This window comes from Neobacillus vireti (assembly GCF_036962465.1).
Classification (GTDB): Bacteria; Bacillota; Bacilli; order Bacillales; family Cytobacillaceae; genus Neobacillus; species Neobacillus vireti_B.
The window spans coordinates 16,347-29,044 of record NZ_JBALNF010000088.1; the positions used below are offsets into that span (position 1 = coordinate 16,347).

General features: G+C 38.8%; 12 protein-coding genes. 6 read left to right on the forward strand and 6 right to left on the reverse strand.

The features are described from left to right. Window positions 1-66 precede the first annotated feature (66 nt). Entirely contained in the window at window positions 67-2,820 is a 2,754-nt protein-coding gene (locus V7077_RS26840) for an alkaline phosphatase family protein (protein WP_335507668.1), read from the reverse strand. A gap of 272 nt (window positions 2,821-3,092) precedes the next feature. On the opposite strand from V7077_RS26840, the gene V7077_RS26845 reads away from it, so the two are divergent. Beyond that, on the forward strand, window positions 3,093-3,275 hold the full coding sequence (locus V7077_RS26845) for a hypothetical protein (RefSeq protein WP_335507670.1): 183 nt from the start codon (window positions 3,093-3,095) through the stop codon (window positions 3,273-3,275). A gap of 151 nt (window positions 3,276-3,426) precedes the next feature. On the opposite strand, the gene V7077_RS26850 is transcribed toward V7077_RS26845, so the two are convergent. Next, entirely contained in the window at window positions 3,427-5,826 is a 2,400-nt protein-coding gene (locus V7077_RS26850) for an Ig-like domain-containing protein (RefSeq protein WP_335507672.1), read from the reverse strand. Window positions 5,827-6,065: 239 nt separating this feature from the next. Here V7077_RS26850 and V7077_RS26855 point away from each other — a divergent pair, with 239 nt between their 5' ends. Beyond that, window positions 6,066-6,779 carry a response regulator transcription factor gene (locus tag V7077_RS26855; protein WP_335507674.1) on the forward strand — a complete coding sequence of 238 codons (714 nt, stop codon included), beginning with the start codon at window positions 6,066-6,068 and terminating at the stop codon, window positions 6,777-6,779. A 67-nt stretch (window positions 6,780-6,846) separates the two neighbouring features. On the opposite strand, the gene V7077_RS26860 is transcribed toward V7077_RS26855, so the two are convergent. Further along, entirely contained in the window at window positions 6,847-7,191 is a 345-nt protein-coding gene (locus V7077_RS26860) for a phosphate signaling complex PhoU family protein (RefSeq protein ID WP_335507676.1), read from the reverse strand. Between V7077_RS26860 and V7077_RS26865 the strand changes: the two genes are divergently transcribed. Then, window positions 7,144-7,359 (forward strand): hypothetical protein, encoded by a 216-nt coding sequence (locus V7077_RS26865; RefSeq protein ID WP_335507692.1) that lies wholly within the window; start codon window positions 7,144-7,146, stop codon window positions 7,357-7,359. The genes V7077_RS26860 and V7077_RS26865 overlap by 48 nt on opposite strands. Before the next feature lie 168 nt (window positions 7,360-7,527). After that, on the forward strand, window positions 7,528-8,001 hold the full coding sequence (locus V7077_RS26870) for a hypothetical protein (protein WP_335507678.1): 474 nt from the start codon (window positions 7,528-7,530) through the stop codon (window positions 7,999-8,001). A 49-nt stretch (window positions 8,002-8,050) separates the two neighbouring features. Here V7077_RS26870 and V7077_RS26875 read toward each other — a convergent pair whose 3' ends face one another. Continuing rightward, the gene (locus V7077_RS26875) at window positions 8,051-8,494 is read right to left on the reverse strand and encodes an SRPBCC family protein (RefSeq protein ID WP_335507680.1); all 444 of its coding nucleotides are present in this window, start codon (window positions 8,492-8,494) and stop codon (window positions 8,051-8,053) included. A 27-nt stretch (window positions 8,495-8,521) separates the two neighbouring features. Continuing rightward, entirely contained in the window at window positions 8,522-9,325 is an 804-nt protein-coding gene (locus V7077_RS26880) for an SRPBCC domain-containing protein (RefSeq protein WP_335507682.1), read from the reverse strand. A 206-nt stretch (window positions 9,326-9,531) separates the two neighbouring features. Here V7077_RS26880 and V7077_RS26885 point away from each other — a divergent pair, with 206 nt between their 5' ends. Together V7077_RS26885 and V7077_RS26890 are read left to right on the forward strand one after the other, a co-directional pair. Then, window positions 9,532-10,458, forward strand: a complete 927-nt coding sequence (locus tag V7077_RS26885; RefSeq protein WP_335507684.1) for a DMT family transporter — start codon at window positions 9,532-9,534, stop codon at window positions 10,456-10,458. 12 nt (window positions 10,459-10,470) lie between these two features. Next, the gene (locus V7077_RS26890; RefSeq protein WP_335507686.1) at window positions 10,471-11,031 is read left to right on the forward strand and encodes a cysteine dioxygenase; all 561 of its coding nucleotides are present in this window, start codon (window positions 10,471-10,473) and stop codon (window positions 11,029-11,031) included. Between the two features lie 72 nt (window positions 11,032-11,103). Here V7077_RS26890 and V7077_RS26895 read toward each other — a convergent pair whose 3' ends face one another. Beyond that, on the reverse strand, window positions 11,104-12,465 hold the full coding sequence (locus V7077_RS26895) for an MATE family efflux transporter (protein ID WP_335507688.1): 1,362 nt from the start codon (window positions 12,463-12,465) through the stop codon (window positions 11,104-11,106). Window positions 12,466-12,698 lie beyond the last annotated feature (233 nt).

Below are 12,698 nucleotides of genomic sequence, written 5' to 3' on the forward strand. Positions count from 1 at the left end.
TAACAACAATAGCTACCCTTATGGATAGCTATTGTTGTTTATTGACTGTTTCACCACAATTGACGATTAGTCATTTTCAGCGGGATTTGGAGCAAAGCTTTCCGGCTGATTTTCTACCTCATCTGGTGTATGGACCTTCTTATCACCTGGATATGGTTTATCAAAACCTTCTGTTGAATACCAAACAGCATGATTCAGCATGTTAGCGTTGACTTCATCTGGTGAAGCGTGTTTACCGGTAAACTTGTCCTTATTTTTGTTAGACCATTCTGTCCATTTTTTCGAAAGTTCCTTTGTCTCTGGTGTCACTTGCTCTGTATTGGCAAGTGCAGCAGTATTAGAACCCGGCTGACCGTTTAAGGTGTCAAGCGGAATTTGGTTTGGTTCAACATTGTATGGAGTAAAGTCAGGTTTATTAGTAAAGAGTTCACTCATCGGCTCTGCCGCTGCATCGTTTTGGTTCATAGCAGGAAGACCAAGAATTTGCTCAATACTGCGAACCATGTTGATGACAGTCCAGTAATGACTGTCGGTAATACCTTTCTTCACCCAAGGACTAATGACATGTGCCGGCTCACGGTGGCCGTCCACGTGGTCTAACCCATTCTGTGCATCATCCTGGGTAATGAAAATGACAGAGTCTTTCCAATATGGGCTATGTGAAATCAGGTCCACAATTTTACCAATAGCCAAATCATTGTCTGCCACCATTGCCTGCGGTGTTGGAGAACCTGTAGCATTTCCTGCCGTGTGGTCATCCATCACCCACATCGTGTTTAATGCTGGTAAATCATTATTTTTTACATGTTCTTCAAAACGCTGCTTAAAGATTTCAAAACGATATTGATCTGGAATATTTGTATCAAACGTCGGGAACGGTTTATACGTGATAGGCCCAAGAGATGGAATATCGTATGTGGCCGCGTAGTTTCCAATTGGTACATGAAGATTCCCTTGCTTTTGGCCAGAAAGAATTAAGTAATCGTTATACCAATCAGTCCAAGTGCCAAATGGTGCTGAACCTGTGAAGCCGGTTGTATCTTCCCCGAAGTTTTCGACTGATACATTATGTTTAAAAGCTTGATCCCATAAATGTCCTGTAGGAGCATATGCCATTGGGTCCCCGGCACCGCCAGGATAGCTTTTCACATTCGCTGTATCGGTTTCTTTGTCCTCGTAGTCTGTGTTCGTTCCTTGCATGACCCATTGATGTCCGCTCGCTGATTGGATACCTGAGGTATACACATTATCAAGAAGCGGGAAGGTAGTAGCAAGTTTATGAATGTTAGGTGTTACAGCTTTAGGGAACTGTGTTAATCCTACTTCTCCATTTCCTTTCCCTAGGTCACCTAGTACTTGGTCATAGGTCCGGTTTTCTTTGATAATATAGAAGACATGTTTAATAGTTGAAGGCTCACCAACACGCTCAGGCATTGCGACAGGTTTTTTATTAGGACGCGGTTTAGCGTTTAAATCCTTTAAGCCATACCAGTTGTTGTCAGCGTAAACCTGTTTTGTTCCCTTGGCTAAATCCTCAGCTGAAGGAAAGGGGATTAATGAAAGTGATCCTATTTGTGCATAAGAAGAGTGGCCTGAAACCTTAATTCCTTGAATCGTTAAATCACGTGCCGGACCTCGTGAACCAATTCCATCCGCATTCGCAACTACTAAATTTTTATTTTCTGCGTCCACAGCAATATCCACTGGGAACCAGGCGGTTGGTAAAAGACCTTGTAATTCTGGAGACTTATCCGGGCCTTGCCAGTCATAGACCGCAATGGCATTATCCCGGCCAAGGCTGATCATTAACTTGTTGTCCACTACCTTAACAGCGTTTGGTGCAGAACCTTTATGCGCATTTGGATACGGTTTAATGTCAATTGTTTGTACGACTGTATTCGTCTTCGTGTCAATAACTGAAACCGTGTCACTGTTTGTATTTGTTACAAATATGTACTGACCGGATTGTGCCATACGTTCAGGCTGCACGCCAACTTCAATGGTTTTTGTAACTTTGTTTGTTGTAAGATCAACAACTGAAACAGTTCCAGTTGACGTGGCACCTGTTTTTGGATCGACGACTACTTGAGTTCCTGAAGAATCAACTGTTGTATCCCCAGCTTTTGCTTTCCTGCCGCCCTGATTGGTAACATAAGCTGTATTTCCATCTACTAAAACACTTGTTGGGGCATTTTCCACTGCAATTTTGGCTGTTAATGCGCCTGTTTGCGGATCGAACACTCCAAGACTGTTATCACGGTTAAGTGCTACTAAAAGCTGGCCTTGTGGTCCAACAGTAAGGTCAAGCGGGTTGATATTCCCACCTACAGCTGCATTGGGAAGAGTATAAGTCTTTTGAATAGCAGGAGCTCCATCTGCACCAATAGACATAACCACCACTTTCCCTTTTCCTCCCTTAGAGCCTGTTGCAAATAGCTGATTACCATCCTTTGAATAGGTTAATCCCCACATGGTTGAAAGGCCTAAATCAAAATCTTTTAGCGTCAGTTTTCCGGTTGAAAGATCAACGACATTGATTCCCTTGCCGCCGTAATTGTTACGGCCGACGATGGTTACTGCCGTTTTCCCCTTTGGATTAACAGCAACTGAAATCGGGTTACCGCCAAATTCAATTTGCTTTCCAGCGGGTGTAATCAATTGATTAACAGGTGTTTGTACGGAACCATCCGCTTGTGTCCCAACTAAATTACTTCCAAATGCTCCATCATTTGCAGCGTAAGCCCCTGCTGATCCCATTAAAACAGTACATAAAGTTAGTCCAGCAAGCAGTTTTTTCTTTTTTCTAAGCTTTTTTAACATCCATACCATCCCCTTTCTTTAACACTTTAATAGAATACAATTTTTTTATTAAGCAATAGTTGAAGTAGTGTAAAAGATAAATAAATAAAATTCTGTCTATTTATCCATCACTATATAACTAGTTCTTTTACGCGAATCTACTATTATAGTATTTAAGTCATCTTTACAGCGTTAGAATTAATAATTCTTTAACACTTGCTTCATCTTCTCTTAAAATACTTACCGTATAATTTGATTATGTAATGAATTACGACAAAAAAGGAGGCAATAGAATGTTCTTGAAAAAGTTGGCTCAAGGTGGACTGATTACGGTTGAATATTATAAAAATGGCGTTTTAAGGACCCTTAAAGGGCGGGTTCGCCGCTTAAATCTCAAAGACCAACTGGTATCATTAATGGATGAAAAAAAAGTGCTGCATTCCATCCATTTATCTGGAATTAAACAAATTCATTAATCGATTTAAATTGTTAGAAACTAACCTTTAGTGTTAAGGTTATTTTTTTTGCCCCTAGACTCTAATTAATGGAGTCAGAATAAAACAAAAGAACCTGAATAGATCATTCAGATTCTTTTCTATTTCTATTAATTTGTAAGACAATATTTCTTTAATTCACTTTGGTGGAAACAGATGTGCCTTTATTCCCTGCCTTATCTATTGCAAAAATTGTTAAGGTTGTCCCTTTTTTCTGTACTTTCACTTTAGCAGTGTAATTTCCCTTTGCATCAGCAACTGCTTTCCCTACTAGCGTTTTCCCATTATAAACATAAACGTTTGAACCAATTTCAGCTTTTCCTGTAACGGAAGTAGATTTATAGGTTACTTTGTTTACTGAGGGTTTAGCAGGAGCAGTCTTATCAATAACGTTTACAATCGCGGCGTTACTTACATTCCCTGCTTTATCAGTCGCTGTAACTTTAATTTCAGTACCTGCCTTTTGTTTGGCAATAGAAAACTTATAGCTTCCATTTTTATCGGCAGTCGTACTAGCTTGATACTTTCCATTAATATAAAGTTTTACATTCGCATCCGCTTCTGTCTTTCCAGCTACAAGTGGTGATTGATCGGTAATCACACTTACTGTCGGTGTAGACGGTGCAGTAAAGTCAGGCATATTTGTAAAGGATGGTAGACCTGAAATATAACCAACCCCTCCCGTTTTATCGATACCAATTCCATTTTCTATCGCTTGTTTCAGTTCGTCCTTATTAACTGCTGTAATAGCTTTTCCTTCTAATTCATCACCAGGATGCTGGAAATTACTCATGATATAAGAGAAACCATTGCGGTCATCCGCAGCAAAAAGACCTGTTAATTCTGCCCCTGCTGGATTGGATAAAATCCTGGTTAATTCCTTAGTATCAACGTTATAAGCCCATACGTAGTTATTGGTATGCATTCCGCTATCTTCACCAATAAAAAGGGTTCTCATTGCCTCTGAATAGCTTAAGTTGTCTGTATTAGCAACTTTATCAGGATTTGCTGTATTTCCATATGCGTCCGGAGTAGAAAGATCTTCACCTGCAACTAATCCCGACATGGAATCAGCTACATATTTGCTGAGAATTAAATTTCCAGCTTTATCTTTTTGTCCACTCTTTAAATCTAATTGATACGTGACACCTGATTTAATTTTTGGCAGGTGAATATCATTGACCGGATCAGTTGGATTATCTTCCATCCCTTTACTTTGATCCGAAATCGCAATGTAAACTTTCTTATCCTTTTCGTTAAGTGTTACACCTTCCATTTTGTTAAATTCAGATGTGGCACCAAGCATTGCTGCATAACGGCGTGATTCTAAAAATGCGGCTGCTTTTTCCATCCCAGGCTTAACTTTTAAATATTCCGTACTGCCATAGGAATATTGTTTAATGGCTGTAAAGCCTTCTTGTTGAGTATCAGATGTTTCAAAAATATCACTGAACTTCACACCACTATCAATGATCGATTTGATTTCCTTATCTGATGAATGACCAAGCTTAATCCATTCTAAGTTCCCTGCACCACCATTCTCGGTTCCAGTTTGGTGGAATTTAGCCGCATATAAAGTTCCTTCGGATAAGTCACCAGCTCGATCGGCTACATACATAAACATAGTAGTATAAGATCCGTCGTCTCCAAAGAATGCTGTTCGATTATCTGGCATCATTTTCATTAATTCATGAGAAAAACGGCCGATGCTGTAATGTTTCTGTACACTAGTTTTGCCATTCTTTTTGACTTTGATTTCTGGGACATAACCATAGAAATAAGGATTCGCTTTTGATGAATCTCCGAAATAAAGTTTAGCAAAGCCTTCAACCTGAGCTCTTGCAGATGAATTGGCATTAAATTCAAAAGAACGGGCATCTGGTTCGTATTCTTCAGATCCTAAATGTGTATTCCATGGCGAGAGAGATCCATTACAAGGAATCCAAAGTCCATTCACTTCTGAGAAGTCAATTTTCTTTACTTCTTTAGGTTTCAGTTCCCCTGTTTGACTATTTTGATCCAAAGTGGTTAAGGACATGGAAGCAGGAACTACTCCATATGCCGATTTACCGGCCGCATCAAATGTCTGATATTCATAGTGAGTAACCATGTAGAGCTTCCCATTAATCGGATTTAACAAGCTATTTGAATCTGGGGCATCTGAAACAAAATTCTGAGGTTTTCCTGGAACACTTGTATCCACAATTGGGTCTCCAAAATAATCAATTGGTGTACCTGCTGCAATCAGTTCTCCATTATTTGTGGCTATTTTATCTTCAGACTTAAATAGTCTTTTATACGTTAATGGGAAATTTTTCACTTTCCCATTACTATATTTCACATCTACAGATGCATTCGAATATGTATCGACCATTTTATCAATTGTTTTTGGTGATTCCATCCCATTAAACTTTACAGAATCAATTTTTACATTACTATTCCCTGCAGCTGCCACAGGTGTTAAGGCCGGAATGGTTAGTGCTAGTCCTAGTGCGATCGTTGTCGCTTTTTTGCTGAAAATTTGTCTTCCCATTGTTCTCCCCCTAGTATTAAGAAATATTTTGTTCTCGTACCTATTAAATAAAAAAAATATTAACCTAGGGTTTCCAGATTGTTAAGGGTTCGTAAAGTTAGGTTAATTCCTTGTAAAGTTTCCTTAGATTAAATTGTAAAAAACAAAATGTAAAATTATCATTTAAGAGACCAAGCCTAATAAAGAGAAAAATAATGAGAATTGATGATTGGCATTTTATTAGAATAACGGGGGATTTTATGAAACGTAAAATACTAGTAATCGATGATGAACCATCCATAATAACTTTACTGCAATTTAACTTGAGCCGTGCAGGATTTGACATTATCACAGCTATGGATGGTGAAGAGGGGAAAAGACTAGCTGAAACAGAGACACCAGATGTTATTCTATTAGATTTAATGCTCCCAAAGTTAGATGGGATGGAGGTTTGTAAGCAACTTCGCCAGAAAAAGATTATGATTCCTATTTTAATACTCTCCGCAAAAAACGACGAACTTGATAAAATAATCGGTCTTGAGTTAGGTGCCGATGATTATATGGTTAAACCATTCAGCCCGCGAGAGGTGATCGCAAGAGTTAAGGCGATTCTTAGAAGAACTCAGATCCTAACAGAGGCTGCTTTTGACACAGCCACAGAGGAAGCACAAATAGAGATTGGTGAATTAGTGATATTTCCTCAGAAATTTGAAGCCCATTTCAAAGGAAACCAACTAGAACTAACTTTGAAGGAATTTGAATTACTGCTGTATTTAGCGAAAAACAGGGGTAGAGTTCAAAGTCGTGATGAATTGCTCAACACAGTGTGGAAAAACGATTTTTCCAGCGACACGAGAATTGTGGATGTCCATATTTCCCGGTTAAGAGAAAAGTTAAAAGAAGAGACGAAAAAGCCAGTATATATTAAAACATTTCGAGGAATCGGCTATAAATTGGAAGAGCCAAAGTGTTAATGACAAAAAAGGCTGCCCTCCGTCATTTTAGATTTGGCAGCCTTTCGGATGTCTAAACGCGAATATTTTATGCGTTTAAATCATAACGTTCCCCTGTTACGAGATAAATGACATGTTCCGCGATATTCGTTGAATGGTCTGCAACCCTTTCTATATATCTACATACAAAAGATAACTGTGTAATCTGATTGGTTTGACTTGGGTACTTCTGTAAATACCCCATGAGTTCATTTATTAATTTTCCATACATTTCATCTACTGCATCATCTTTTTCTGCACATTTTCTTGCAAGTTCTACATCCTCTTTTAGATAAGCAGTTAATGAATCACTTAGCATTTCTAAAACAAGATCCGAGGGGTACTTTTGACCAAAAATGAAGAAAACAATAAAATAGCCCAAGAAGCCAATCAATCTCTTGGGGAAAAATTTAAAGACTATGATTCGAGGGCTTCAACTGAAGCAAATTCCGATTCCGAGAGGGCCAACCAAGAAATCCAGGCGCAATTTTATGGAGAAGATGAAACAAACAATTCTCTCCCTTTTCATGTTGATATCAACAATCCACCAGTAAAAAAATAAAAAAAACTTAAGCCGCTTGACCCGGCTTAAGTTTGAAAATAGATCCTATTCTAATGCAAAAAAAGGTTATACAGATCCTAACCACTGTGAATAAATTACCTAATTGTCCTTTACGGGCTCGTCTTCCTTACATACACTAATAGGAATTCATCATTAGGAGTGAAGACCTTGTCCTCTAACATCGTTTCAAATGTAAGATTTGCCTTGTCTTATACAATACGAGCCATTCGATATACTGAGAGTGCGTTAATTTTTTTCCGAGAACTGAATGCCTTTCCTTTCCCGCCAAATCCGATTAAAGAACAATTCTACCAAGATGCGATTGATAGTCTTACAGAGGTTTATCTTGCGATTAAAGGTTTACCTTTTGATACTTATTTTCCTAGCGACCCAATATTCCAAAATATACCGATTGCCCCTGAAATTCAAGATAACCAACTGCTCATTAATCTTTCTGACAATCGAATTACGTTGGCATTTGACAAAACGAACGAAACGATTAAGTTCATTAACGAAGCTATTTTACTATGCGGTAAGAATGATAAAATCCAAGGCCAGCTTTTCTTTATTAAAATGGAGTTGGAATCAGCAAAAGATTCACTGGTTTCTGGGATAAATTCGTCTGATTTTATGGTAAATTAGAAAACGAGTACTGCTCCTTTTAGGACAGTTCTTTTTTTGTGAATACTATTTAATCTAGTGATTCTTCAAGGATAAATTTTATTTTTTGCAGGTCTTTATTGTTTGCTTTTTTCATCATCGGACCAATGAAGGGAGTAAACAATTTTGAAAATCCAGTTGGGTTCCCTTTATTTCGCAGCGTCATTCTAGTTAGATTGTTTTCAATCGGTTCCCAAGTGTATATGGTTTCCATTGGAAAAGGACCATCAGCCGTTTTCATAACAAGCTTTTGACCAGCTATAAATTCGACTACTTCGTATACATAGGCAAGTTCTCTGCCTAAGAATTGTGCTTTGAAGGCCATTTTCGAACCCACTGATAATGGTTTAGGTGACAACCATTCAATAGATTTAATATTTACATACCAATTAGGAGCATGATCAGGATCTGCTGCATATTCGGCAACTTGTTGAAGCGGACATCGGATGGTTATTTCTGTTAACACGTCTACCATATCTACGATTTAATCTCCTTACACCTATTATTTTGATGAACGATTTTGTTCTAGATAATTTTTCAGCAGAGTACCAAGCAGATATTTCCATCCTTCGGAATGTTCTTGTTCCCAATTTTCCTGAAGGATTCCAGATGCATGATGGGAAAGTTGCAGCACTGTTGACCCTTCCTTCTCAACGAGACGATACGTATAGGAACTGTTTACCGCCCCTTGCATTCCGAGATGACCATGCAGTCGGATTTCTTCAGGTGCGTTCACATAGTAAACATTACCCCAGACGGCACCTTGATTTTCACCCCATTTTTCAGTAAATTGCCCTCCCGGAACAGGATGAAAGGTAAACTCAGATGGGACTCCTTTTGGCGCCAATCGGAACTCCCACCAATCACCGGCACGTTCTGTTAAGGCCTTGAAAACTTGTTCACGTGGAGCATCAATTAACACCTCTTGCTCAATTTTAAAAACTTGGCTTTGATTTTGGTTTGTTACTTTCATATCTAATTCTCCTCCTGTTTTTTCAACTACTGATTGTAAATTTAACAATGAATTGGCTGCTGATTGCATGTATTTTCCAATCCAGCGATTATGCATCTTCTGAAGTGGAACAGCATTTAGAAAATTGCGCCGATATTTTCCTTCTCTCCTGACGACCACTAAGTTTCCTTCCACAAGTAATGACAAATGCTTCATAATTGCATATCTAGTGACTTCAGGAAAATAGTCGTTAAGTTCTCCTGTTGTTTTAGGTGAATCCTTCAGAATATCAAGAATTCGTCTGCGTATTGGATGTCCCAATGCTTTAAAAACTGTGGAAAGTTCGTCTTCCATTCCAACGATCCTTTCAAAGAAATATAGTGAATCACATGTGACTTTATGGTCACACATAATAGGTGACTTTATGGTAACATGTATAACCAGAAAGAACAAGTTACCAAATATATCCAGTCCTTGCCATCACAGTAGAAACAAACATCTTCTCTCAGGACAAGCATAAAATAGAATAACACTTTTTTGCTGAGAGGAATGTCCTGTCCATGGTCCATACTAGTTCTAAGTTAACTGCCTCGGTTTATGCTCTCATATCAATTAGTTTTTGGGGGATTTCATTTGTATCGACGAAGGCGGTTCTAGCAAAACTTGACCCGTTTTCAATCGTTGTATTTCGATTTGGAATAGGAGCCTTATTTTTACTGCTGCTTTTACTAATTCAGCGTACCCGGCTGCGTGTCTCGATTAAATATCTTCCCCATTTATTGATACTGGGCATTCTTGGTGTTTTTGTTCATCAATTGCTCCAAGTGACAGCATTATTAACCATTCAGGCATCTTCAGCAGGATGGCTTATATCGTTTTCCCCCATCTTTACAGTTATCCTATCCGTTCTCTTTTTGCATGAAAAAATCACTTTATCTAAGGCAGCGGGAATGGTATTAGCCATAACAGGCGTACTGCTAGTTACAACGACAAGAAGTGGGCAATCCTTTGCCTTCAGCATGAACATCGGCTTTTTTCTTATGATTTTAAGCACCCTGAACTGGGCTGTTTATTCTGTGCTTTTAAAAAGCTTACGAATTCCTTACTCTCCCCTGTTGGTGACCTTTTATATGAGTTTACTAGGATTGATTCTAACAACACCTTTTATGATCCGGAACAAGGGCTGGGAATCCTTGTTACTGTTGAATCATACAGAGTGGGCTCATTTGTTGTTTCTTGGTGTCTTTGTTTCTGGGATTGCTTATTGGTATTGGGGAAAGGCTCTCGAAGTTTTAGAGGCCTCTAAGGTATCCATGTTTCTATATTTGGAGCCTGTCTCAACATTAGTTGCTGCCGTCTTACTATTACAAGAAAAAGTTTTATTCATAAGTATTGCCGGGGGGATCATAATTATAATGGGAGTGATTATTGTTAACGGTCAGCTTGTGCCTCTTTTGTTGAGCCACTTCAAGAAAAAACATCCATAGGAGGAGCACTTTATGACTTTGATAAGCAGGATAAAGAATGTATTAGACCCCTTAAAAAGTCCCTCTAAAGAACAGTTAAAAGATGCACTAGTAAAACTAAATATACAACTTAGAGATTTTGACGACCTCCCAAAACCAACCCTAGGAAAACCGTATAATCGAAAACTATTATTTAAAAATGAAGAAATCGAGATGCTCGTGATGAATTGGTCACAGTTGGAGTGCGCCCCTCATGACCATGGCCATTCACATGGCTGGATACAAGTCCTCTCCGGCACCTCTCTTAATACGGTTTATGAAATGAGCGGAACTAGCTTGCCTGCTGAATTGTTTCAGGAGTACCACCATCAAGGGAAATATTTTTATGCACCGAAAAAGGCGATTCATAAAATGCAAGCCTCCAATCAAACGGATTTGATCACCCTTCATCTTTATTCACCTCCTATTAAAGGAATGATCGTGTATGACCTGAAAAAATGTGCTGCTTGTATCGTTGCTGATGACTGCGGCGCATGGTGGCCGGACGAACAAATTCAGAAAGTGAAAGAGTTCCAACTTAAAAAGGACAGTTAAAATAGTTATAGACAAAAAGAGGGTATGCCGAAAAGTTTCCTTTTGGCATACCCTCTTTTGATTTCCTAAAAATTATACGTTAACAGACTTTCTTCGTGAAATTGGTTCTGATTTACTTTTGGCCAATGTCCAATTCAAAGACTTAAATCGCCAAGCATTTGCTGCAAATTGTAGAACAATTAAACTGCAAAAAGCGGTCCAGGCGCCGGTTTGTCCTAAGTGATAAACTTGAGTTAACAAAATCGTACATGGGATAAAGTAAATCCAATTCAATAATAAGGAAGCCCGAGACAAGAAGGTTGTATCGCCTACTCCCCTAAGCCCGCCTGCAAGGATAATGCCAGCTCCACTAAATAATAGAATAAACGATGCTAAATGAATCAGGGAAACAGAAGTTAAGTACACCGCAGAATCAGAGGTATACAATTTAGCCACCGGTAAGGAAAAAACAAATAAGAAGATCGAAATGAATAACATAAACCCTATGCCAAGGTAAACCGTTACCAACCCAAACCGCTTAGCTTCCATCGGCCGCCCTTTACCAATTTCTTGACCAATCCCAACAGTGGAAGCCGCTCCAAATCCATTTGCCGGCATAAACCCAAAAGATAAAAGATTTAGAGCAATTTCATTGGCGGCAATCGCAACAGTGCCAAGCCGAGTAATACAAGCAGTAAATATCAACATTCCCATACTATTGGACAACTCTGTTATCCCTAGCTTGGAACTTTCAAACAGCAATAATCGAACCTGCTGCCGCTCAATCCGAACCCATGAGCGGGTAAAATATTTTTCATTTAAAAAGCGGTAATAGACAAGTACATTTAGCAGGAATGTAATTCCTTCCGCTGCCACCATACTCCACCCCGCTCCTTGTAAGCCTAAGTTTGGAAAGCCAAGTTTTCCGTATGCTAACACATAAGTTAAAAACACCACAAGTGCACTATTAATTAAAGATATAATCATGGGTGTTCTCGTATCCCCTGTTGCCCTCATATAGGCATAAAAAATAATATTAAATACAGTGAACATCATCGCAAACATACGTACCTGAACATACGGAACTCCAATTTTTAGAATCGCTGTGTTTGAACCCATGACCTCTAGAATGAAATGAGGAATCATAAAGCTGGCACAGAATAAAAGAAGCGCCTGCATGGCAGCTAGAATAATTGCAATTTGCATACGCTGATTGCCCTGCTTCATGTTCTCCGATCCAAAGTTTTGGGCAACTAAATAGTTGATGGCTCCTTGATTGCCGGAAAACAAGGCCCATAAATTGTACATTAAAACATTGGTGATTCCGACCACTGCAATCGCAGTAGCCCCAAGCTTTCCAATCATCATCAAGATAAGCAGACCTGTAACCGTCATGGAGGAGAAGGTTGCAATCGATGGAATTGCCAAACGAAGAATTTCCTTTATTAATTTCATGATCATCTCACCGTAATTTTTAAATTATCCATGAAAAACTAAATGTGCATTAGATACTAGGTAGATGGAACCTCCCCTCTAATTAGAAAGCGCTTTTAATCTGTTAAAGATTAAATTATTTTAATCTTTTGGTAAATGGACAACATGCACAAAAAAAAGAAGGATTTTTTGGTAAATCGATATTAATAAAAAAGTCCACCCTCCTTTTATGCCAGCATAAAAGGAGGGTGGAC

Bases quoted from the DNA above. Each gene is read 5' to 3' on its own strand.
- V7077_RS26845 (WP_335507670.1), top strand. From the start codon at position 3,093: ATGTTCTTGAAAAAGTTGGCTCAAGGTGGACTGATTACGGTTGAATAT.
- V7077_RS26850 (WP_335507672.1), bottom strand. From the start codon at position 5,826: ATGGGAAGACAAATTTTCAGCAAAAAAGCGACAACGATCGCACTAGGA.
- V7077_RS26885 (WP_335507684.1), top strand. From the start codon at position 9,532: ATGGTCCATACTAGTTCTAAGTTAACTGCCTCGGTTTATGCTCTCATA.
- V7077_RS26855 (WP_335507674.1), top strand. From the start codon at position 6,066: ATGAAACGTAAAATACTAGTAATCGATGATGAACCATCCATAATAACT.
- V7077_RS26880 (WP_335507682.1), bottom strand. From the start codon at position 9,325: ATGGAAGACGAACTTTCCACAGTTTTTAAAGCATTGGGACATCCAATA.
- V7077_RS26840 (WP_335507668.1), bottom strand. From the start codon at position 2,820: ATGTTAAAAAAGCTTAGAAAAAAGAAAAAACTGCTTGCTGGACTAACT.
- V7077_RS26895 (WP_335507688.1), bottom strand. From the start codon at position 12,465: ATGAAATTAATAAAGGAAATTCTTCGTTTGGCAATTCCATCGATTGCA.
- V7077_RS26890 (WP_335507686.1), top strand. From the start codon at position 10,471: ATGACTTTGATAAGCAGGATAAAGAATGTATTAGACCCCTTAAAAAGT.
- V7077_RS26875 (WP_335507680.1), bottom strand. From the start codon at position 8,494: ATGGTAGACGTGTTAACAGAAATAACCATCCGATGTCCGCTTCAACAA.